The organism is Bradyrhizobium sp. MI1.7 (genome assembly GCF_055811795.1).
Genome location: NZ_JBVVPO010000092.1, coordinates 1 through 22624, shown reverse-complemented (window position 1 = coordinate 22624; position 22624 = coordinate 1). Strand labels below are relative to the sequence as shown.

Annotated in this window: 19 protein-coding genes and 2 pseudogenes; 13 read left to right on the top strand and 8 right to left on the bottom strand. The window is 60.2% G+C overall.

The genetic code is table 11. The features are described 5' to 3' along the window. Positions 1-203: 203 nt before the first annotated feature. The 3 genes from AC0L3X_RS42340 to AC0L3X_RS42330 all read right to left on the bottom strand — a co-directional run bounded on the left by AC0L3X_RS42340 (position 204) and on the right by AC0L3X_RS42330 (position 2303). Positions 204-770 (bottom strand): hypothetical protein, encoded by a 567-nt coding sequence (locus AC0L3X_RS42340; protein WP_063984233.1) that lies wholly within the window; start codon positions 768-770, stop codon positions 204-206. Between the two features lie 27 nt (positions 771-797). Beyond that, positions 798-1166: a hypothetical protein gene (locus AC0L3X_RS42335; protein WP_283018592.1), complete on the bottom strand. Its 369-nt coding sequence runs from the start codon at positions 1164-1166 to the stop codon at positions 798-800. 165 nt (positions 1167-1331) lie between these two features. Further along, entirely contained in the window at positions 1332-2303 is a 972-nt protein-coding gene (locus AC0L3X_RS42330; RefSeq protein ID WP_063984231.1) for an alpha/beta hydrolase family protein, read from the bottom strand. 120 nt (positions 2304-2423) lie between these two features. Here AC0L3X_RS42330 and AC0L3X_RS42325 point away from each other — a divergent pair, with 120 nt between their 5' ends. From AC0L3X_RS42325 to AC0L3X_RS42310, 4 genes and pseudogenes are all read left to right on the top strand, one after another. After that, positions 2424-3233, top strand: coding sequence for a LytTR family DNA-binding domain-containing protein (locus AC0L3X_RS42325; RefSeq protein WP_063984230.1), 810 nt, complete (start codon positions 2424-2426; stop codon positions 3231-3233). Positions 3234-3413: 180 nt separating this feature from the next. Continuing rightward, positions 3414-4373, top strand: a complete 960-nt coding sequence (locus tag AC0L3X_RS42320) for an AraC family transcriptional regulator (protein WP_354131511.1) — start codon at positions 3414-3416, stop codon at positions 4371-4373. 137 nt (positions 4374-4510) lie between these two features. Continuing rightward, a pseudogene (locus AC0L3X_RS42315) lies at positions 4511-5223 on the top strand (SDR family NAD(P)-dependent oxidoreductase). A 10-nt stretch (positions 5224-5233) separates the two neighbouring features. After that, the gene (locus AC0L3X_RS42310) at positions 5234-6313 is read left to right on the top strand and encodes an NAD(P)H-dependent flavin oxidoreductase (RefSeq protein ID WP_063984227.1); all 1080 of its coding nucleotides are present in this window, start codon (positions 5234-5236) and stop codon (positions 6311-6313) included. A gap of 200 nt (positions 6314-6513) precedes the next feature. On the opposite strand, the gene AC0L3X_RS42305 is transcribed toward AC0L3X_RS42310, so the two are convergent. After that, complete coding sequence (locus AC0L3X_RS42305; protein ID WP_231144529.1) at positions 6514-6936, bottom strand: DUF805 domain-containing protein; 423 nt, start codon at positions 6934-6936, stop codon at positions 6514-6516. Between the two features lie 245 nt (positions 6937-7181). Here AC0L3X_RS42305 and AC0L3X_RS42300 point away from each other — a divergent pair, with 245 nt between their 5' ends. Then, positions 7182-7940, top strand: a complete 759-nt coding sequence (locus AC0L3X_RS42300; protein ID WP_231144530.1) for a ThuA domain-containing protein — start codon at positions 7182-7184, stop codon at positions 7938-7940. 162 nt (positions 7941-8102) lie between these two features. On the opposite strand, the gene AC0L3X_RS42295 is transcribed toward AC0L3X_RS42300, so the two are convergent. Beyond that, positions 8103-8990 (bottom strand): haloalkane dehalogenase, encoded by an 888-nt coding sequence (locus tag AC0L3X_RS42295; protein ID WP_063984225.1) that lies wholly within the window; start codon positions 8988-8990, stop codon positions 8103-8105. Positions 8991-9307: 317 nt separating this feature from the next. Here AC0L3X_RS42295 and AC0L3X_RS42290 point away from each other — a divergent pair, with 317 nt between their 5' ends. Further along, entirely contained in the window at positions 9308-12175 is a 2868-nt protein-coding gene (locus AC0L3X_RS42290; RefSeq protein ID WP_063984224.1) for an ATP-binding protein, read from the top strand. Positions 12176-12399: 224 nt separating this feature from the next. Here the strand turns inward: AC0L3X_RS42290 and AC0L3X_RS42285 are convergent, their stop codons facing one another. Beyond that, positions 12400-13050 (bottom strand): FMN-dependent NADH-azoreductase, encoded by a 651-nt coding sequence (locus AC0L3X_RS42285; RefSeq protein ID WP_063986507.1) that lies wholly within the window; start codon positions 13048-13050, stop codon positions 12400-12402. Positions 13051-13253: 203 nt separating this feature from the next. On the opposite strand from AC0L3X_RS42285, the gene pdxR reads away from it, so the two are divergent. From pdxR to AC0L3X_RS42270, 3 genes are all read left to right on the top strand, one after another. Next, positions 13254-14675 (top strand): MocR-like pyridoxine biosynthesis transcription factor PdxR, encoded by a 1422-nt coding sequence (gene pdxR / locus AC0L3X_RS42280; RefSeq protein ID WP_063986506.1) that lies wholly within the window; start codon positions 13254-13256, stop codon positions 14673-14675. A gap of 127 nt (positions 14676-14802) precedes the next feature. Continuing rightward, positions 14803-15258 carry a carboxymuconolactone decarboxylase family protein gene (locus tag AC0L3X_RS42275; protein WP_354131512.1) on the top strand — a complete coding sequence of 152 codons (456 nt, stop codon included), beginning with the start codon at positions 14803-14805 and terminating at the stop codon, positions 15256-15258. Positions 15259-15366: 108 nt separating this feature from the next. Next, positions 15367-15687 carry a DMT family transporter gene (locus tag AC0L3X_RS42270; RefSeq protein ID WP_063984222.1) on the top strand — a complete coding sequence of 107 codons (321 nt, stop codon included), beginning with the start codon at positions 15367-15369 and terminating at the stop codon, positions 15685-15687. Between the two features lie 210 nt (positions 15688-15897). On the opposite strand, the gene AC0L3X_RS42265 is transcribed toward AC0L3X_RS42270, so the two are convergent. Then, positions 15898-17127 (bottom strand): cupin domain-containing protein, encoded by a 1230-nt coding sequence (locus AC0L3X_RS42265; protein ID WP_063984221.1) that lies wholly within the window; start codon positions 17125-17127, stop codon positions 15898-15900. A 221-nt stretch (positions 17128-17348) separates the two neighbouring features. Here AC0L3X_RS42265 and AC0L3X_RS42260 point away from each other — a divergent pair, with 221 nt between their 5' ends. The 4 genes from AC0L3X_RS42260 (at position 17349) to AC0L3X_RS42245 (ending at position 21811) form a co-directional block, all read left to right on the top strand. Further along, positions 17349-17669: a hypothetical protein gene (locus tag AC0L3X_RS42260; RefSeq protein WP_473317412.1), complete on the top strand. Its 321-nt coding sequence runs from the start codon at positions 17349-17351 to the stop codon at positions 17667-17669. Between the two features lie 195 nt (positions 17670-17864). Further along, entirely contained in the window at positions 17865-18995 is a 1131-nt protein-coding gene (locus AC0L3X_RS42255) for a L,D-transpeptidase family protein (protein WP_231144531.1), read from the top strand. 943 nt (positions 18996-19938) lie between these two features. Beyond that, on the top strand, positions 19939-20343 hold the full coding sequence (locus AC0L3X_RS42250; protein ID WP_283018593.1) for a nuclear transport factor 2 family protein: 405 nt from the start codon (positions 19939-19941) through the stop codon (positions 20341-20343). 1318 nt (positions 20344-21661) lie between these two features. Then, positions 21662-21811: a DUF1127 domain-containing protein gene (locus tag AC0L3X_RS42245; protein WP_231144533.1), complete on the top strand. Its 150-nt coding sequence runs from the start codon at positions 21662-21664 to the stop codon at positions 21809-21811. 666 nt (positions 21812-22477) lie between these two features. On the opposite strand, the pseudogene AC0L3X_RS42240 reads toward AC0L3X_RS42245, so the two are convergent. Beyond that, positions 22478-22624: pseudogene (locus AC0L3X_RS42240) on the bottom strand (IS30 family transposase); the annotation flags it as partial.

The following is a 22624-nucleotide window of genomic DNA, read 5'->3' as shown; positions in this document are numbered from 1 at the left end:
CTCGGGCTGAGCATATCAAGTCTGCTTCACCCCCAAGGAGCGGACATCTAGCGGACATGCCGGGTCGACCGCTTGGGGCCACAAGCGGACCATCTGACCCAAATTACGAACATAAGAAGAGCCCAGCTGTGGTGGGCTGGGCTCTCGTTCAGCAATTGATGGCCGCCTCAACAACCATCTTTACGGCGACATCGGGTTCAGGATCATTTGATTTCCCAGGACGTGTTGTGCGGGATGTCCATCGCAAAATAATCGCCAGAGCCAGCCAGCGCAGGCATAGCTATGCACGCAAATGGTTCGCTTCCGGTGATGCCCTTATACTTACCGGTGCCGCCGGTGATGATATGCGTTCCACAATCCATCTTCGGCTGGGCCTTGTCGAGGTCTCGAGTATCGAAGGTCGAGAAAATCTTGTCGCCGTCGCTGTCGGCGAGCACGCAAGCGCCGTCAATGTATTTCTTGTCTCCGGACGCGACGTTCAGCGCCACGCAGCGTGCTGACATCTTGTCCAGCATCTTCTCTCCCTTCATGTTTTGAGTGGTGCCGACCGCCTCCAGCGTAGTGGCCTTGCCGAGTTCGGCGGTGTCAATGCTCATCAAGGGCCGAAAAATAAAGTGCGTCACATAAGGAGTAGTCCCCTTCTTTTCAATCGGCTCTCCCGCGACAGCCGCGGGGGCAAAGGACACGAGCGCAGCAGCAAAAGCCGTTGCTTTGGTGAGTCTCATCGCTGCGGTGACTGTGGGGACTATGCGCACGTTGATGGAGTTCATGAGTGCCTCCTTAGATCAAGCGGCGGTTCAGGTCTCCGCCGTGAACTGCCGCGAGTTGAAATCGACCGGCGTATGCTTTCTCCTGTCAAATCGAGTTTGCACGCCGGCGCCGAGCGTCAACGTGATCATGCTTTCTTGATGCTTCGCCTTGGACTGACGAAGTATGTGGGGATGGTGGCTCCAATCATCGGTTTTGACCTCAATACAAGGCTCGACCGAACGACCTGGAATATTGGCATAATAGCATGGAACGCGGCGAACGTCAGCGTCATGCCCGGAATACGCAGCGCGCACCGTCAGCTGTCCTGACCGAATGCGCTGTGAAAAATGCAATTCTCCTGTTGTTCGGATGAAGCACGGGGCACATGGGTGCAGTGACCCTGTGCCGCTCTTCATGCTTTGCGTCGTTCCGCTTGCAACTCAGGAGGTGAGCATTGAGTCACGTCGATTTCCACAGCCACCAATATCCGTAATGTCCGCTTCGGGTCATGAGGGGACGTTCGCTCTGAGCGCGGGAATGTCAACTAACGGCCAGGAACGGACATCCCACTTCAAAACCTGCTACTGCAGCGTCCGCTTGAAGAAGGCGACGATGTCGTGGTCGAAGCGCTCATGAAACGCAGCGCGGTCGAAGCCCGGCTTGCTTGTGCAGATTGCCGGCATGCGGGTTGCCAGGTCCGCAGAGCACGGCTTCAGAAAGTCGTAGTGCCCGGCGTCAGCCACGACGTGCGTCTCGGGTGGCGTCGGCAACGCGAGCCGAACGGCTTCCGCATAATAGGGGTGTGGTAGCACTTGATCATCCTCGGCCCGCCAGAGCTGCACCGGCTGGAGCACCGCCGCCAGACCGTTGGTCCCGAAGGTAAAACCGAGAGCGGGCGCGGCGGAGACCACCGCCTTGAGTCGCGGATCGTGGGTCCAGACGATATCGGTATCCGGCAGCAACGGGTGCTCTTCCATGATCTGACAGTCTTCGAAGGCGGGATGCGCCTTGCAGTGGCTCGGAAGGGTCCGAAGGTCCGGCTCGCCGCCGGCGGCCGCTAGCACCGTCAAGCCGCCAGCCGAGAAGCCGAACGCGCCAACGCGATTGGCATCGAGGCGCCCGTGGTCGCCCCATGCGCCCAGCATGTAGTCCGTGAGCAGCTTCAATTGCCGTGGCCGTTCCCAGATTGCGGTCGGACGGCTTTGGTCGCGCCAGCTATCGCCATTATGCGTAAGAGCGGCGACGACGAATCCTGCATTGGCCAGGGCCGTGGCGGTGTCGAGGTGCCCGGCATAGGAGCCTCCGTGACCGTGCGATATGACCACCAGCGGAAGACCGGTGCCCTCAAGCGGCGCGTCGCGGGCGACCATCTGTTGATCGGTCTCGACCGCCTCCAGCTTCGGGGGCATCGTGGTCGGATACCAGACGCCCACCTCGATAGGTGGGCCTTGCGGATCGTCGATGCTGAAATGCCGGAACCCGACCGCGGCGTCGGCCTGGCCGGCGGTGACTGCGATGAGTACGGCGAAAAAATATGCAATCGTGTAGCGCATGGGAACCTCTCGGCGAGTGGGACGCCAAGGATCCAGCAAACGGCACAGGCCTGCGCCAGCAATTGTTCGCCAACGGGCAAATGGGTTCGCCGGCGGGCAAACCGCCACTATAATGGCCTTATGAGCGAAGCGCGCCGGAGTGACTTTCTGCGGGATTGGGCCGTTGACCTCGCGATCGCGAGCGTCTGCGCCATCTTTTTCGGCCTGATCGGACCGTTTGGTAGCTATCTGAACGGACCGACCTGGCAGCGCGTGGTGTTTCAACTCGCCTGCTTCTTACCCGGAATCCTCCTTTTCGGATCGCTCATCCGGGTGGTGCTGCGGCTCCGCCTGAACCCGGCGATGACCTGGATGTCGATCTTCCTCGGCGTCGTCATCCTGAACGCGCCATTCCAGATCTGGGTCGTGTCGATCGCCGTATCGATATGGCCCTTCCTGAAAATCTTACGACCACTCGATTGGTACTTGCAGGGGCTGATCACCGCCTTGCCGATTGTGCTCGGTTTCACCCTTCTTATGCAGGCCCGGTTACATCGCCGGCAACAGGCCAAGGAAGCCGGCGAAGCGCCGCCAACCGCTTTCGGGCTACTCGGTGCGCCACCTTCCGCGGTGCTTTGCCTGCAGATGGAGGACCACTACGTACGCGTCCATACCGCCGGCAACTCTCGCCTTGTACTGGCAACGCTTAACCAGGCAATGATGGCGCTCGAAAATGCCGATGGCCTGCAGGTACATCGCTCCTGGTGGGTCGCGAGGAAGGCGGTCGTGCGGGCCGTTACCGAGGGTCGCAATCTGCGACTGCAGCTCGTCAATGGAATCACGGCCCCGGTCGCCCGGTCAGCCGTCGCCATCGTGCGGGAGGCGGGCTGGTTGACGAACGAGAGCTCGACGGGGGGCCGCAGCACTGAAACAGAAATATTGCCCCTATGACGGAGGCCATGTCCGTTGTGGGTCAAAAGCTGGCGGTCGGCAGCAGCGTGGCAACGTCGGTTGGGGGCCAATAACGGAAGTGAGCGGCTACACTGCCTGATCGCAGATGCGTGATAGGGCGGGGGCGAGAGTTGCGGTCAGCCACGAGTCCGACCACATTAACGCCGTCGAGCCCGCAGCATGTCCAAAGGTGACGCCGGCGTGGATTTATTTGGCCGAAATCAGGAATTGACATCTCGGCCGACGCCGTCAGGCGAACGCAGCTCCAATAAATACGGCGTCGCCGGGCTGCTGGCCTCATCCGCCACGCGAGGTTGGTCAAATCTCACGGCAGAGCTTCGCAGCCACCGCGGTACGGTTGCCTGGAATAACCCCCAGCCTGATGCCGAGATCTGCGTTGATGTGCGCGGTAGTCGGTCCGTTGTCACGCGTCGGCTGGACGGGGCCATCGACTCGACCATCTCCGAACGTGGAACCACCTGGTTTCGTCCGGCCGGCGTGCAGCAAGGCCTGATCGACATGTCCGAGCCGGTGCCCGCGATTTTGCATCTTTACCTACCGACCGGTTTGTTCTTGTCGCATGATCTGGGTGAAGGGTTCGACGCGACGGCGATCGATTCACTCCGCCACAAGGGCGGCTTCCGCGATCCACTGCTTGCCGAGATGGCCTTTGCCATCATGCTCGAACTGGAACACGAGACGTCCGCGGGCAGGCTGCTCGCCGAAACCCTGGCATTGAGTCTGGTGGCAAGATTGATCCAGAATCATGCTGCGCCGCGGTCCGGCCTGGTCATGCCGGCCGCAGGGGAAGGGCTCGACCGACGCAGATTGGCGCGGGTGCTCGACTATATCGAAGCCAATTTGGAGGGCGATCTGACGGTAGCGCGGCTGGCCTCGGTTGCCTGCCTGAGCGAGTTTTATTTCGCGCGCGCGTTCAAGGCCGCCATCGGCAAATCGCCGCATCGGCATGTCAGTGCAAGGCGCCTCGAACGCGCCAAGGATCTGCTCTGCGATGCGGACCGGGCCTTGGTCGATATCGCCCTCGGGCTCAGGTTTTCGTGCCAGGCCAATTTCACCCGCGCATTCCGGCGAGCCACGGGCCAGACACCGGCGCAATATCGGCGAAACCGGCTGGCTTGACTTTGTTACCGATGTAACGATCTGCATCCACCGACGGCAGGAAATGACAATAGCTGAGCAGGCGATGCAAAGCGGCATTGCCTCGATCAGGGTAACTGTTCGCCCATCCATGCACTTTGCGTGAAGGAGAAGCGAATATGACGTCCGAACGGAAGGTTGCCATCATCACCGGAGCATCGCGCGGCATTGGCGCAGGATTGCTCGAGGCCTACCGGGATATCGGCTATCACGTCGTTGCCAGTTCTCGTCGATCGGCAGGAGCGACGATCCGTCGATGCCCGCGGTCGATGGCGATATCGCCAGCGCAAAGACGGCCGATCGCATCGTGGAACTGGCCATCGAGCGCTTCGGACGGATCGATACGCTCGTCAACAATGCCGGCCTGTTCATTGCGAAGCCCTTTACCGAGTATTCTGAGGCCGACTTCGCCAAGATGGTCGGGGTCAATCTCGCGGGCTTTTTCAATCTGACGCAGCGGGTGGCGGCGAGGATGCTGCTCGCGGGCTCGGGTCACATCGTCAATATCACGGCCACGATCGCCGAGCAGCCGATGGCGTCCCTGGCGGCGGCGCTCGCGGCGCTAACCAAAGGCGGTCTCAACGCGATCACCCGCTCGCTCGCGATCGAGTACGCAAGCCGGAATATCCGCGTGAATGCCATATCGCCTGGTGCGATCGCGACCCCTATGCATGCGCCGGAGGCGCATGGCTTCCTAGCAAGCTTGCAGCCGATGGGCCGCATGGGCGAGATACAGGAGGTCGTCGACGCCGTGATGTATCTTGAGCGAGCGGCTTTCGTCACCGGCGAGATCATGCATGTCGATGGCGGCGCGTCCGCCGGCCACTGGTAGGAGGCGTGCGATGTGGTCTAACCGACGTCTTGTTGAATTGTTCAAGATCGAGCATCCGATTGTGCTGGCACCGATGGCCGGATTGGGCACGGTAGACCTTGCAGCCGCGGTCTCGAATGCCGGCGGCATGGGCTCGATCGGCTGCGCTGTCTTGACGCCTGAACTCATTGCAAAGACCGTTGCCGAGCTACGGCGACTGACGAAGAAACCAATCAATCTCAACTTCTTCTGCCACGATGCGGCAAAGGCGGACGCCGCTCGCGAGCGTGCCTGGCATGAGAAGCTTTCGTCGTATTATCGCGAACTGGGCATCGCCCCCGCAACGGCTGCACCGCGCCTCGATCTCGCTCCGTTCGGCGATGCCGCGTCCGCCGTAGTCGAACAGGTCCGGCCGGAGGTGGTAAGCTTTCATTTCGGTTTGCCCGAGCCCGGATTGGTCGATCGGGTCAAGGCAGCCGGCTGCAAGGTGATCTCATCGGCGACGACAGTCGACGAAGCATGCTGGCTCGAAAAGCATGGTGCCGATGCGATCATCGCTCAGGGGTACGAAGCCGGAGGACATCGAGGCTCATTCCTCGATTCTAACAGCGAGCGCGCGATCGCCTCACAGGCCGGCACGTTCGCCCTTGTGCCACAAGTCGCTGACGCCGTCAGCGTGCCCGTGATCGCAGCCGGCGGGATCGGGGATGGGCGAGGGATCGCAGCGGCGTTCGCACTCGGGGCCGCCGGCGTGCAGGTTGGAACCGCCTTTCTGCTTTGTGCCGAGTCGGCAACGCCCCCGCTCCATCGCGAGGCCCTGCGAAACGCGCGGTTGAACCGGACTGTCGTGACCAACGTGTTCTCCGGGCGACCCGCGAGGGTTCTGGTCAATCGCCTTGCCGCCGAGATCGGTCCCTGGTCGGACGCGGCGCCGGACTTTCCGCTGCCCATGGGCGAACTGTCGCCGCTGCGTGCTGCGGCTGAGCAGAATGGAAGCTCCGATTTCACGCCACTCTGGTCAGGTCAGGCGGCGGCGCTTGCCCGCGAGATACCCGCCAAAATGTTGATGGACGTCCTCGTGCGGGAAGCCACCAAGTCTGGAGGCAGCTGATGTCCGGCCTGGGATACCAACCAAAGTCCGAATTGGGTCGAAGTCCGGCGTGGTTCGCTGCGGATCGGCGCGCCGGGTTTACCCTGCGAAGCTGACCTGTCGTTGAGGAGCGCTGTCGGCAGGGATGGGCCATCGGCAGATATTGCGGCTGACTTTCGCGCCACCGTTCAAACGCCCGGCCGGTCTGCTTTGGGGGCGCGCTAGACGCGCGTGCGCGGTAGCGAGGTCGAGCCGAACCGATTGTCGCCAGGCCGTCCGGGAAATGCACTCAGGATTGCCGCCAATAAAAGATAAGGAAGCCAATACGGAATGCTGAGCACGTCGACGAGGAGAGGAATTGCGAGGATTGTGAGCGCCCACCAACCCGAGATGTTGAAGTCATGTAGTCGCTTCACAAAGATTGCAGCGAGCGGCCAGAGCGAGATAAAGAGGACAGCCGGGACGATGGGCCAGTCGAGCGGAGGGTTGACGCTATAGTATTGGGGTCCTGAATCAGTGAGCTTCCTCGCGATGCGCACGACGAGCATGTCGACTAGCACAAGTCCCAAAAGTCCCAATCGAAATTCCTGCGGACCGATGCGGCCTTTCATGGATAAAAAATACCAAATGAAAGCTGAATGCATGCGCCTCCGAGATCATCCTGTCCGATAGCTGTAGTGCAACGCTTAAGCAGCATAGGCTATTCAGCCCAACACTATCCGAATAGATAACCTAAAATTGTGCGCACGGGCGGACAATCGCCGACGGTCACAATAGGATCAGGCCAGCAGCGTCGCATAGGACGCGAGAGGGCGATGCCCCCCGGTCGGCGCTGGGCTGATCTGTGCTAGGCTTCTTCAACACATGGTTGGTTTTGGCGGAGGCGATTGTGAGGCGACGTGAGTTCATCGCGCTCCTCGGCGGCGCGGCGGCAATACGACCACTCGGCGCGCATGCGGAGCGTCCGCGAGAGCGCATCCTCTATTTCACATACTCCGCCGGCTACCGGCATGATGTCATACCGCTTTCTAAGGTTATCCTGACCCAGCTCGGAAGCCATTCGGGTGTTTTTGAAGTCACTGCAACGGAAGACACGTCTGAATTTTCTACCGAAAACCTCGAGCGCTACGCAGCGGTGATGTTCTATACGTCAGGAGAACTTCCGATGAGCGACGCGCAAAAGAGAGCTCTTCTCAACTTTGTGCGCTCGGGCCGCGGGTTCCTCGGCGTTCATTCGGCGACGGACACATTCTACACTTGGCCGGACTATCTCGATCTGGTCGGCGGCTACTTTAATGGTCATCCTTGGCATCAGGCCGTGAAGATCGAGGTGGTTGATCCCGGCGATCCCCTGGTGGCTTTTCTCGGGAATTCGGTGCAAGTCGAGGACGAGATCTACCAAATCGGCGACTTCGACTATCGTGGTTCACGCGTGCTCCTGCGCCTCGACCCAAGCTCGGTGGACCTTGGCAAGACCGGCGTACATCAACGATTCTATGGCTGGCCTCTCACCTGGACCCGATTCTATGGCGAGGGACGAGTATTTTACTCGGCGCTAGGCCACGAGCCGTCAGTTTGGCGGGACGCCCGCTACCAGCGAATTCTCACGAACGCTATCCTGTGGTCTATGCGGAGGTCGCCCTGGTAGACGCCGCGGCACTTCGCATTTGCGCCACCGCCGGATTCGTTGGCTGGTGTCCATGCCTGAGGTTCGGACCGTCTTGGTCTGCGACTTCCGCTCCGGGTCAAAATGCGAAGAACTCAGAGTGAGCCTTGATGATCCTGATATCGCAGCCCTGCATGGCCGCCGTCAGCCCAACGCCTCCATCCAGCCGGCGACGGCCCGTCCGATCTCGTCCGGCGAATCTTCCTGAACAAAATGGAGTCCCGAGATCGTCACCTCGGTCTGTGCCGGGAGGCTGCGGGCCAAATCGAGAACCGGGCCATGGGCGAGGATCCCACCGGGCTCCGCCCTCAGGAACAACTTGGGTATATGGCTCGTCTTAAGCCAGTCAGCGTAGGCGGTCACGATCGCAGTCACGTCGGCGGGCTCGCCCTCGATGGGGATTTGCCTTGGCCACGTCAGCGTCGGACGCCGGCCCTCGCCGGGCTCGGCGAAGGGCCGTCGGTACTCCGCCATATCTTCGTCGGACATTTTGCGAAGGATGGCTCCCGGCAGGATCTTCTCGATGAAGAAATTGTCTCGCAAGACCATTTCCTCGCCTTGCTCGGAACGCAGCCCTTGCAAGGCGTGACGCATTTCGAACTTGTCCCAGTGGTCCCAGTATTGTGGCCCCATGATCGCCTCCATGTACGCGATACCCTTCACGGCCTCGCGGTGGCGGTTGGCCCAGTCGAAGCCGAGCGCCGAACCCCAGTCATGGATGACGAGGGTGACCCGTTCGCGCACGTCCAGGGACTCGAGCAGGGCGTCGAGATAGCGGCGGTGCTCGACGAAGCGATACGAGTTGGGACCGCTGTCAGGCAGCTTGTCGGAATCGCCCATGCCGATCAGGTCGGGGGCGATGCAGCGACCCAGCGGCTTCAGGTGCGGCAACACATTGCGCCAGAGATACGACGAAGTGGGATTGCCGTGCAGCAGTACGATGGGGTCGCCCTTTCCCACCTCGACATACGCCATCTCGCGGCCGAGGACCCGCCGCCGCTGCTTCTTGTAGGGAAATGCCGCAGAGATCATGTTCGCTCTCCCGTTTACATTTGGGCGCAGCGACACCGCGAAGCCTGCGCAACAGCGCGCCGCTGGGTTAGAGAGTGATCTTACTCGGGCCCTGCATCAATCGCTTGCCCGCCATTGATGCTGTTTTGCTAATCTTGCTCAGAAGATCACCCAAGCAGATACTGGGTATCAAGCCATTGATATGCCGCGCGTTAAGCGGATAGTTCGACGGCCCTTGCCCACTGCCCAGATCAACGTTTAAGCTGATTTCCTGGAGCGGTTCCCTGATCTGATGCTGAGATTTTCTTAGGATTACTCAACCGACGGGGCAGGCCGTGATGGCCGAGCAAGGCCTACGAGCCGTCTATGAGTCGAACGGGTGGGAGATCGATCTTACCCAGCGTGAGCTGCGGTCCCGAGGTGTTTCCGTTCCGATCGGGAACCGCGCATTCGAGATTCTGGAGATTTTGGTTCAGTCGGGCGGCGAGCTTGTCACCAAGCGCGATCTTATAGATCGGGTGTGGCCGGTTGCGACGGTCGAAGAAAACACGCTCCAGATTCATATATCCGCCATTCGCAAGGCGCTCGGCGCAGATCGCGAGTTGTTGAAGACGGTGTCCGGCCGCGGCTATCACCTGCGCGGCATCTGGACCATGCGGCCAGCAACCGGACCGGGACATCCACTCTACCTAAAGGAAAGTGCGTCGGCGCAGCCATTAGCGTCGACCAACCTGCCGCAGCCGGTTTCAGCGTTGATCGGCCGCACCGCCGAGGTCGAGGAAATCTCGAAGCTTGTCCGTGCCGGCCGGCTCGTCACCCTGACCGGGGCGGGGGGCATCGGCAAGACACGGCTCGCGCTCGCGGTCGCCCGTGAACTGCTGCCGCATTTTCCAGAGGGGGTGTGGCTGGCCGAGTTCTCGCCGCTCGCGGATCCCAGTCTGGTTCCCATAGCGCTCGCTGCCGCGATCGGACTCAAGTTCGGCGGCGGTGAAATTTCGACGCAGCGCGTGGCGCTGGCACTGGCAGCGCGGCGCTTGTTGGTGGTGTTGGACACCTGCGAGCATGTGATCGACGCCGCGGCGAGGATGGCTGAGGGCGTGCTGCGAGCCGGATCCTCGGCTCAGATCATCGCAACCAGCCGCGAGCCGCTCCGGGCCGAGGGGGAGCAGGTCTACTGGGTGCAGCCGCTCTCGATTCCGACGGAGGGCGCGGACGATCTCCTGGAATACGGCGCCGTCAGACTATTCATCGAACGTGCACGAGCAACCGAGGCAGGGGCGGTTCTGGATGGCTATCAGGCAAAGACGATCGCGGCGATCTGCCGGCGTCTTGATGGCATACCGCTCGCGATTGAAATGGCGGCGGCACGTGTCACGGCACTCGGTGTCGAAGAACTCGCCGCTCACCTTGACGATCGCTTTCAGCTGCTGACCGGAGGGCGGACGGCGCTGCCGCGGCACCAAACTCTGCGGGCGACCTTCGATTGGAGCTACGAGCTACTGACTGAGCCTGAGTTGGTGCTCCTCCGCCGGCTCGCGGTCTTCGCCGGCGCCATCGACCTGGAGGCGATCTGCGCGGTGGTAACGGGCGCCGGGATCGCTTTGCCGGACGTGGTCGATGGAATTTCCAGCCTGGTTTCGAAGTCGCTGGTTGTGGCGGAAATCGATGCCACCACGGCGCGCTACCGCTTATTGGATACGACCCATACGTATGCCCTCGAAAAGCTCGGCGAGAGCGGGGAACGGGAACGGCTCGCACGTCGCCATGCCGAATATTACCGGGACTTGTTCGAGCGGGCTGAAGCGGAGCTGGAGATGCGCCCCACGGTCGACTGGATGGGCGACTATGGACGGCACATCGACAACCTGCGCGCGGCGCTGGGTTGGGCCTTTTCACCCAGCGGTGACGTGCAGATTGGCGCGGGGCTGACCGCGGCCGCAGTGCCCCTATGCGTCCATTCGTCGTTGCTGGAGGAATGCCGCGGCCGCGTGGAGCGGGCGATCGGCGCCCTTGGGGCTGCCGTCAATGGCGACGCGCGCCTCGAGATGAAGCTGTATACCGCGCTCGGCACGACCCTGATATTTGTCACCGACGCGAAAATTCCCGCGCTCGGCGAAGCCTGGACGAAGGCGCTGGAGCTTGCAGAGAGGCTTGACGATGTCGAGCACCAATTGCGGTCGCTGCTAGGCCTGTGGTTCTTTCACCGGGTCGCCGGCCGCCTTCGCGCCTCCTTGACCGCCGCGCAACGATTCAGCGCTCTTGCGGCAAGCCGGTCAAATTCCAACGATCGGCTGATCGGAGAGCGATTGATCGGCATCTCGCAGCAATGCCTCGGCGATCAAGCGAGCGCGAGGTATCACCTCGAACGCATGCTCGCGCACTATGTTCCTCCAGTCCAAAAGTCGCGGATCAGCCGTTTCCGGAGCAACCAGCGGGTGACCGCCGGCGCCTTTCTGGGCCGGACCCTATGGCTGCAGGGATTTCCGGATCGCGCAATGCACGTCACCGAAACATACCTGCATGAGGCATCTGCCAGCAGACACGTCAACTCGGTGTGCTACATCGTCGCCAACGCAGCATGCCCGATCGCGCTGTGGAGCGGCGATATGGATGTCGCAGACCATTACGTGACAAGGCTGATCGACCTTTCGACCAGGCATTCGCTGATGCGCTATGTTGCCTTTGCCCGCAGCCATCAAGGACTGCTAGCGATCAAGCGCGGAGATACCGCCGGCGGATTGCCGCTGCTGCGGTCAGGCATCGACGAACTCGGCGACGAAGTCAACGCATCGCATCGCTATTTCCTGTTCGTTGGTGAGATGGCGGAAGGCTTGGGGCGCGTCGGGCAAGTGGGCGAAGGACTTTCGGTGGTACACGATGCGATCGCGCGCGCAGAGGAGAGCGAAGAACGCTTGAGTATCGCCGAGCTGCTGCGCATCAAGGGCGAACTGCTGCTGTTGCAAGGTGCGCCCGGCGCTGCGGCAACGGCCGAGGATCAGTTTTTCCGGGCGATGAAGTGGGCGAGCCTGCAGGGCGCTCTGTCCTGGGAACTACGCGCCGCCACAAGCTTGGGACAGTTGTTTCGCGATCAGGACCGACCGGCCGAAGCGAAGGCGCTGCTACAACCGATTTACGACCGGTTTACCGAAGGTCTCAACACCGCCGACCTTAAGCGAGCAAAAGGTCTCTTGCGTGATCTCGGTTAAGTCAATCTCCGTTCTTAGCGAGGCTCTGATGTTTGGGGGAATTTTTGCTTGCTCAATTGAGGAGGCAAGTACCTCAGCTTCCCGGGCGCTGTACTGGTCTCGCTGGTAGGGAATCCCGCGAGGTGCAGGCGTCCCCCAGCTTCCGCGCGAAGCGGCAGCGTCTGCTCAGGGCCAGGAACGGACGTATCGGTGGCCGAACTGAGCGCGGGAAGGCCGTTGCGCGTTCATACAGCTTGCTGAAACACCCCCGTTGAATTGGGCGCGAAACGGAGGAAGAACCTCTGCATTGCCTGATCCGCCTTGGTTCGGGCTGCGACCAATGCATCAGGACCAAGCGCCGATCCTTCAACGGAGAAGAACGTCAAATCATGCAGCCCGATGGTGCCGAGGATAGCTTTTAGATACGGCGTGAGAAAATCGGGCTGATGCGCGCGATCGCCGGAAAATCTTCCGCCCGAGGACACTGCGACAAAAACCGGGCGGTCGCGCAACGCCCCCAGTTTTCCTTGGGCAGTCACGTCGAACGTTCGACGGACTCGAACGACGTGATCTATCCACGCTTTGAGAGCGGCAGGCACGGTGAAGTTGTGCATTGGAGTTGCGATGACGACGAAGTCCGCGCTCTCCAGTTCCTGGATCAGTTCTTCGGACCGGGACATGGAACCCTCGACAAACATTTCCAGGTACGATCGCTCGGTCGCGCCAAGAGCAGTTGCGTAGCTTTCATCGATATCGGGGACGCCGCTGATCGGTCGGATTATGACGGTTGCCGTCGGCTCGCTATCCAGCAAGTAGCCGACGATTTTCTGAGATAGCCTGTAACTCTCCGAGGCTTGCCCGCGGGGGCTGCAAGTCAAATGCAGTATTTTCGTCATCTGCTTTCCAATCTCTGCTGTCCGAACTCTGATCATCAGCAAAGAGCAATTTCGGCCTGCATCCAAGGACCATGAATGAGCTTTGCGACTGGTCCATGATTTGCCGGCGCAGGCTTGACCGCTGCAGCGTGCGAGGAGTGGAGACCAATCCGAACCGTTATGGCATAGTGGGTTTTTCGTTCATCGAAAGATCGGATCGGGCCATGCCTGCCGCGAATCCCCGAAAGCTCCCGCCGCTTGATCCGAAGGCGGCAGCACCGTTCTACCGGCAGATTTACGATCGGTTTCGCGACGCTATCGCCACTGGAATGTTGAAGCCTGGTGACCGCATTCCGTCGGCACGGGCGTTGACCAAGGAATTGGGGCTGGCCAGAGGTACCATCGACACGGCTTATTCCTTGCTGGCCGCTGAAGGGTATGTCGAGGCGCGCGGGCAGGCAGGAACCATTGTAAGCCCAGACCTTACGCCGCGAATATCCATTGCGAACCCGACGCCGCGAGCGGATCCCCGGATGGATGCAGTCAGTTTTCGTCCGGATTCCATCCTGCCATTCCAGATGGGTTTGCCCGCCCTGGATGCGTTTCCCCGGAAGATCTGGGCACGCCTTGGCGCGCGCAGTGCGCGGGCCATGCAGCCTTCCGATATGATCCATCCCCCTGTGTCCGGCTTGCCTTCGCTGCGTGCTGAAATCGCGAGATATCTCCAGGTTTCGCGTGGGATAAACTGCTCCCCATCTCAGGTGTTCGTGACCTCGGGATACCGCCAAACCGTGGAGCTAATCGGTCATGCCCTGCTGAAGGCGGGTGATCGCGTCTGGCTCGAAGACCCGGGATATCCGCCCACGCGAGAAATTTTCGAATATATGCATATCGAAGGCATCTCGGTGCCGGTCGATGCGGAAGGCATGGTCGTTTCTGATGCCATCAAGCTCGCGTCCCGGGCGCGCGCAGCGGTGGTCACGCCTGCGCATCAGAGCCCGCTCTGCATGTCCCTGTCGTTACCTCGGCGTCTGGCGCTGTTGGACTGGGCCGCGCGAAACAAGGCATGGATCATCGAAGACGACTACGATGGCGAATACCGCTATGTCAGCCGCCCCCTCCCTGCATTGAAAAGCCTCGATCGTGACGGGCGGGTGCTCTATGCGGGTACCTTCAGCAAGGTACTTTTTCCAGGCATGCGGCTGGCCTATCTCGTCGTGCCGGAAGCGCAGGTCGAGCGGTTTGAGGAGGTCACCGAAAGCCTTTCAACTGGCTCTCCGGGGCTTACGCAAACTATCGTCACTTCATTCATCGCCGAAGGACATTTTGCGCGCCATATCCAGCGGATGCGGAGGCTCTATGCCGAGCGCCGCGCGGCAACCGCGGCGGGGCTGGAAAGCGTGCTGGGAAAAAATGTGCGAATAGATTTACAGCCGGGGGGCATGCACCTGATCTTGCGTCTGCGAGGCAACCGTTCAGATCGCCGGCTCGCTGCGAGCATGCGGGAACAAGGCCTGTACGCGGAGGCACTTACGGATTGGACGAGGCGCAATGATGGGGCTTCCGCCCTTCTTTTAAACTTCACGAATATCGCCTCGCGGCGCACGGCCGAAAATTTCGGACGGCGCATTTTGGGATTGATGTGACTGAAGCTCGAGCGTGATCTGCCGGATTATGGAAATCATGGTCCAGCTACAAACGCGTATCATGGACCTTCTTGAATAGGCCAAGATGCGAAACGATGGAATCCTTCAACCAGATGAGGATTCAATCATGAACAAGCGCATCGATTACGCCAAGGCTTCACCGGAAGGCTTCAAGGCCTTTGGAGGGGTCTACGTCTATCTTCAAAAAAGCGGCCTTTCAAAGCAACTTGTCGATCTCGTCTATCTGCGGGTTTCGCAGATCAACGGCTGTGCCTACTGCATCGATATGCACTCCCGCGACCTGCTCAAGTCTGGTGTCGCCGCGGACAAGCTCGTGCTGGTGCCTGTGTGGCGAGACGCGGGGGAAGTCTTTAGTGAGCGCGAACGCTCTGCGCTGGCCTGGACCGAAACCGTGACGAGGGTGGCCGAAACCGGCGTTCCCGATGCCGACTACGAGGCCGCCGCCAGCGAATTCAGCGACAAGGAACTCGCTGACCTCACCTATGCCATCGGCCTGATGAGCGCGTTCAATCGATTGGGAATTTCGTTCCGCTCGATTCCCGCTGCCGCCAGTAAGGCTTGAGGCGCTCATCAGCAAACGCGGCGCGCATGGAAATTGGTCCATGCGCGTCCAGCCCCTTACAAGCAGCCCGGCCGTAACGCCCGGTGACCAGCGAATGGATTGACCCACATGGCATGGATGATATTGGCCTCCGCCGGCCTTCTCGAGATCGGATTCGCCTTCGGTATGAAGTGGTCCGCAGGCTTCACGCTGCTGATACCCGCGCTGTTTACGGCTGCCACCGGTTTGTCGAGTGTCTTTCTTCTCTCGCTGGCGCTCCGCACACTTCCCGTAGGAACGGGGTACGCGGTCTGGACCGGTATCGGTGCCGCGGGTACCGCCGTTCTGGGTATCGCAGTGCTGGGCGACTCTGCGTCGCCTGCGCGGATACTTTGCATTGCTTTGATTGTGGCCGGCGTGATTGGACTAAAGCTTGTCTCTGCAAACTGAGGATGCCACTGACGCTCGGGTGCCCGTTTCGGCCTGACCGTTTGATGCTAAGGCGGATCCGGCGACCACCAACGCAGGGCGGCCCAGGTCAGAACGTTCATGGCGTTCTCCTTCTGCAGCCGGAGATGGCGCAATCTTGCCGGCGGTCCGCCAGCGGCCTGCCCACCGGGCGCCGGACGAGTGCGCCGCGATTCACTCCGACTTGGGCGGTTATTCCGGCACGACCAGAGCCTTGTTCGTGCGCAGCGCGCTCATCACCTTCGGATCGAGTTTGAGATGGGCTTGCACCAGTCCCGGCGGTGTTGCCGCCATCCAGGTATCGAGAGAGAAATCGATAAAGCGGTCACTCTTGAACGTCTCGAGAAATCGAAAGTTGGTCGAGCCGGTATTCTCGAGATAGTGGCCCATCGCCACCGGGACGTAACCAACGTCGCCGGCCTGCAGATCAAATGTGCGCGCCTGCCCCTGGCCGGCAAACACACCCATGCGCGCCTGTCCCTCGATGACGTAAAGCCACTCGTCTCCGTTAGGGTGCCAGTGCACCTCGCGCAATCCGCCAGGTTCGAGTTCAACCAGGGCCGCTGCGGTCGTGGTGCTGATTGGAAACAAACGGGAATCGGTGATCCGCACCGTTCCGCCCTTCGTCTTGATGGGCACCTGCTCCATCATCCGCCACGTGTAGCTCGTCTCCGACGCCTTTGCGCCCGATATGGCTTCCGATCCGAGCGGCCCCGGCAACGGAGCCAGGAAAATATAGCGCTCGCTTTCATCGGGGGTGTGGCCGAACAGCGAGGCAGGCACTCCGAAATTCTTGCCCAGCACATCGGCCGGTATGTGCTTGAACCAGTCGTTGAGCAGGAAGGTGTTGTCTTCGTCGAAATCGCCATCGTCGAACACGAGAAGGAATTCGCAGCCGTCGGGGCCGAGGCCCTGGATCGAGTGCGGGGTTCCGCCCGGGAAGAACCAGAGATCTCCGACGCCGACGTCATCGACGAAATAGCGCCCCTCGGAATCGACCGCCGTCACGCGAGCCTTGCCATAGAGCATGTAGGCCCATTCTGACGCCTTATGCCAATGCAGCTCACGCACACCGCCCGCGTTCAGGCGCATATTCACGCCGGCCATGGACTTGGCAATGCCCAGCTCACGCTGCGTGACCTGGCGGGTCCAGCCGCCCGGCTCAAGCCGCATATGGGCGTCCGAGAACGAGAAGCGCAGGTTCGGCAAGGTACCATGATCGGTCGACGGCGGAACCAGCAGATCCGGGTTCTGCCGATCCCGCATGAGATTGCGCGGACCGGGATCGGTGCCGCCGTGACCCGGTCGCTGTGGCTGAGGAATCGCGCCGTCCGCGGTTTGCGCGTGCGCCAGCCCAACGCTCGTTAGAAGACCTCCGGTAGCGGTCGCTGCCAACATATGGCGACGAGAAATGGAATCCATGCTCGGCTCTCCCATGATTCCAGGCTACAATGCTTCTGCGCACGACACCTGCGCCTGACGTCTCCGAGCGTCGTCCGTTGGAAGCGATTCACACTATCAAAGCAGTACACTTCGATATTTCTCGTTAGCACGAGTTCCAGTGGCTTCCGGCAGGGCGAGCGCTAACATTGGCACTGTCGGCCTCGATGCTTCGATAACCGTATCGGTTTTCGAACCAGGCCGTGAACCCATACCTCCGCTGCGATCGACGAAAGACCCGGGATCACGATGCGGTGCTCTATGCTCGTGCGGGTGCCATCCACGATGCCTTTAGCGGACAGTTTGCTGACTTCACTAAGGACGGCGAGGACAACAAAACGCTGTTCGCAAAGACCGGAAAATTGCCGATGCCGGTCTTGGCTATCGGTGGCGATCACTCCGTCGGCACATTGATGAACTCCGACTTGGCCGATGTCGCGAGCGCCGCCAAGAATGCTGTCATAACCAATGCGGGCTTTTTGCCTAATTGTCTCCGGAACTGCTTGAGGTCAGCTTTGGGTTAAAAGAAGTCCTCGGCTGAACCGATCGGGCAGGTCAGCTATGGGCCAGAAGCGGACGACGAGACCGAGCGTCTTGGCATCCCCAAGGCCAACGATAAGCTCGAACTTCTCCGGTGGCTGCGTCCATCTGGGCTTGCCTTACGAACCCACTGACTACACGCTACCCAAATGAGCAGATTCCACGCCCGAGGTAAGGTCATGATCGGCGCCACGGCACTCCGTGCGCTTGTGCTGACTGCAGCTTTTTTCGCGGCGTTGTCGCCGGCCACCTGCCTTGGCGAAAACAGCAACCGCTTGCCGGCCAAGGCTACAAAGGAGCTACCACCCGAGTTGCTCTCGCTGCTCCGACAAAAGAAGATGCCAAAATACTCGCCTATCCTTGTGCGCGTCTTCAAGCAAGAGGCGGAGCTCGAAGTCTGGAAACAGGACACCACCGGCCTCTTCAAAATCCTCAAGGTGTACCCGATCTGTCGGTGGTCGGGGGATCTCGGGCCGAAACTGAAGGAGGGTGACCGTCAGGCTCCAGAGGGGTTCTATACGATTACTCCCGAGCTGATGAATCCCAACTCCGATTACCATCTCGCGATCAACGTCGGCTTTCCCAACAGCTTCGACAAGGCAAACAATCGCGACGGCAGCTTACTCATGATCCATGGCGACTGCTCATCGAGCGGTTGCTATGCCATGACCGACGAACAGATAAGCGAGATCTATTCGCTAGCGCGGGACTCCCTCGGCGGCCGACCGTCCTTTCAGGTCCAGGCTTATCCATTCCGCCTGACGCCGGCAAACCTGGCGCAGCATCGAAATAGCCCGAACCTCTCCTTCTGGAAAATGCTCAAAGTCGGCAACGATCACTTCGAGACGACGCATCTCGAACCTAAGGTGGACGTGTGCAATCGACGCTATGTGTTCGATGCGCAAGCTCCACCAAATTCGCCGTATCCTCTCGTGTTCAGTCCCACCGATAAATGCCCCGCGTTTGTCGTGGATTCCAAAATTGCGCGGCGGGCGCTTGAGAAGCAACGTACCGACGAACTCGAATTCGCGCGATTGCTCAATGACAACGTGCCGGCAGCCCCGATCTATAGCGGACTGGACGGCGGAATGAACGAGGCTTTTCTAGCAAAGTATCTGGTCAGAGTGACGCTTGCGAAAGTGATGCCGTATGCATCTTATCTGCCGCAACTGCCGCCAATCCCCTGGGTCACCAACGATGGGTCGTTGACGAGTAGATGGTTTGGCACCTCGTTCTCGAAGCCGATTGCATGTGATCTGGCTCGTTCCAGCTTCCTGTCGACCGTCGTGGAAGGAGACGACGGGTGCTAGAGCGCCCGGTCTACTTCAGGCTTGCATCCAGAGTCAGCTGCCGGGTCACTGCCAGACCTCGCCAATGCTTTCTCAAGGTCTGAATACGCCCGGAAGCGGAGTGCGATGAAGCGCTGCGCGAGTCGGCTCGGGCTAGGTGTGGACCCATGCGTCTCAGCTAAGAGCGAGTTATTCGATCAACTCGTCGGCGCGGGTGAGCAATTTCGGTGGGACGCCTTCGCGTAAATTAAGATTACGAAGTGCACTCGCGCGTTAACTGCTTTCCATCCCGCTGCCACTGCGAGGTTAAGGCGGCCACTCGGCGAATGCTCGGGTGCAGGTCTGCTATAGGTCATTCGCGTCATTTTTGGCCTGTTTGCCGGATGTCTGCTTCTCCCCTGACAGCAGCGGAATGGCACACATCCACCAACCGCTGCTTGGGGCCAATAGGCGACATCGCCGATCAGCCTTTTGCATTCAATGACCTCGTCGTTTCCATCAACACCTGACGGGCAGGTGAGCTTAACCACCCAGAATCGGTCAAGTGCATTGCCCCTTCGGTGCAAACTGTCTTCTGGCGAGAGATGGGCGTCAACGGTAACATTGCGCACACTGTTGGAGCGGGGAGAGACGAATGATCTCTGCTTGTTGGCTTGCCGTTTGGATCGCGTGCTTCGGCTTAGGAATGGCCGTGGTCTTCCGGACGGGGCTTGGTATTGAACGTTGGTCTCCCGCTCTCGGCTTGGCCTATCTCGTAATCATTGGCCCTTCAGTTCCAATCGTAGCTTGGTTGGCCGCGGATCAGATCGTAACTGTAGAGCAGGCCAGTTGCGCGGAGTTGGACCCAGCAGCGGATCGGCTGAACGGCATGTCGCCATCCGAATTCCGCGTGCGCTGTATCGCAACCCAAGACAATTCGGGTTGGCTTGCTCGTCGCAGAACATGAAAGCTCTGGAGACAAATCATGCCGGAAGCGCTTGAAGTCGAGATATCTGCCTTCTTCAACAAATACATGCAGACATTCACCACCTGGGATGGTGATCAAATCGCCAAACTCTACTGCGCTCCCTGCATCACCATGCGGGGTGACGGGTCGATACATAGTTTTCAGTCACGTGACGAGATTGCGCGGTTTTTCCAAGGAGTGGCCGACACCTACCGACGCGAAGGGGCCGAAAGTGGAACTCTGCACGATGTAGTGGCTGTTCCTATAGGCGAACGCAGTGCTCTCGGAACTGTAACGTGGAAAAACCTCCGACCGGATGGAAGCGTCACAAGGCAATGGCGGCAGTCGTACAACCTTGTTCGCTCCCCCGACGGCTGGCGCATCCTTGCTACGACATTTCACCTAAGCGGGGTACCGAGCTAGTGATTTCCGCTTTGGGTCAAAAGCTGCGGTCAGCCCAACCATCGTGTGACTTCCGCTTTCCCGTAGACAGCCGACATCGCGACGCCTCTTGCGCTGGTCAGCTGGCGTGATTCTGCTCAACCAAAAGCGGTCATGTGTCGATCTCGGTTCTGAAGATGAATGGAGCTCGATGAGATGTTTCGCATTTTATGGCACAGGTAACCCTTGCGCGCCGGTTTCGCCGAGCGCACTCTTGCAGAGCGCTTTCACAAGAACTACGGAGGGTGCGATCATGCCACGGGTCAAGCAAGCTTCGAAGCAGAAGCGCACAGCCAAAGCCGCCACCGTGAAGGTGCTAGGTGCGGCCGGACTGGGTCTTTCGCTGGCGAGTAGCGCATCCGCATCCACGATGCCCGCTACCGGTATCCCGCAATCCAACACCTCGCCAAATCAGCGCTTCTTTCTTGGCGAAGAGGAAATGGCCGACGTCAGTCTGGCCACGTTCCATCTTTTCGATAGAGAAAACTTTGGCGGCGGCGTGCAGCTAGCGCGGGGGTGCGGTGGTTGCGGGTGCGGCCATGGTGGCGGGGGGTGCGGCGGCGGCCGAGGTTGCGGCGGCGGGTTTGATGGCGGCCGAGGTTGCGGTGGCGGCGGGTTTGTTGGCGGCCGAGGTTGCGGTGGTGGTGGGTTTGTTGGCATCCGAGGTTGCGGTGGTGGCGGGCTTGTTGGCATTCGAGGTTGCGGTGGTAGCGGGTTCGTTGGCATCCGAGGTTGCGGTGGCTTCCGTGGTTGCCGTGGCTTCCGTGGTTGCGGTTGCGGCGGCTGCGGGTTCAGCATCGGATTCTATGACGACATCGGGTTCGATGACTGGGGGTATGGTGGCTGGGGGTTCGGTGGTTGCGCGGGTTGCTGCGGATCCTGGGGAGCGTGCCGCTTGTGCTAAGTCCCACCAAGGACTCTGCTAAGCTGCGATCAGCCTCTCGCTGGTTACGAGTTTAAGGTCGACTTCGGGTCAAAATGCGAAGAACTCAGAGCGAGCAAATCCAGTCCGCACCGCCTCGCTAAGCGGACCTCCTTGAGCGGTGTCGTCACTTCGCTGATGGGCCAACATCGGACTTCCCAAGAATACATGACGCAAAGTGATTGCCAGCCGAAGCCGGGGCATCTCCGTTCCTTGGGCCAGAGATGCTACCTGCTGCTGACAGTATGCTGTCAGTAGCACAGCGATACAGTCCTCCCGAACTTATAGGGGGAGATAAAGCTGTGAAGTTTGCTTCAACACGCCTGATCTCCGCTGATATCAAGGCTCTCCTCAACCTCTACGAGGTTTGGGCCAGCGTTGGCGCGACCCTTCATCTCTGATCTCTGGCGGCAGCGTTATCGCGATCGCCGGGAGCTCGCACGCTGGACCGAGCCCGACCTGCACGATATCGGCGTCTCCCGGAGCGACATCGCGCACGAACTCGAAAAGCCGTTTTGGCGGGCCTAGCGACTGCAGCCGCGCCGGTACCGGGTTAAGGGGATTCGAGGTTTAGCCGCCCCCATAAGGTGCTGCCTGCACGTTCCCGAACCTGTTGAAGTTGTTCTCCGGATTATACCCGGAGTCGCGCAGGTTCTTGATGTACATGTCGCGGTCGTTGGAATTACCTGGGCCCACAGCATATGGGCTCAGCCGCCTCGACCCCTCGCTCGGCGACGGCGCAGGCGACGCGCGGCCATGATGGGTCCTCTGTGCGGCCAAAGCGCCAGAAGTAGAAATTGCGAGAATAGCAACGATGACAAGAATGCTTTTGGCCATAGATCAGCTCTTCGATAATCCACGGGACTGGCATGACCGGCACTCATCGGCCATGGTCGAGGGATGATTGCCATACCGTACCAGGGGCTCGCCCTGGCACCCGTACCTCCGCCCTTCCGCCCAAGCAGGCGGCGCAAGCGCGGCAATCGCCAGTAGTCTGTTCTTTTCGTGGCTGGCGGTTTCTGATCACTATACGATGGGGACGACCGCTCTGTCTGGCAACACGAGGTCCTTCAAACTAGCGCGAGGACCGGTCGAGCCTAAGCCCAATGCCTGCGCGGCGAACGGGTGGTCCGGTCTGGGTCAAAAGGCGACCTTCGGGCGCGGCTGATTTAGGTCCGTTCAACCCTGGCCGGCTCAACCGGTCGACGCAACACAGGCATTAAATCTCTCTGCTGGCGTTTCAAATTGCAAGGTCTCACGTGGTCGTTCGTTTAGCTGACGAGCCACTTTGTTCAGATGGGCTTGCGAATGCACCGACAAGTCGGTGCCCTTTGGAAAGTA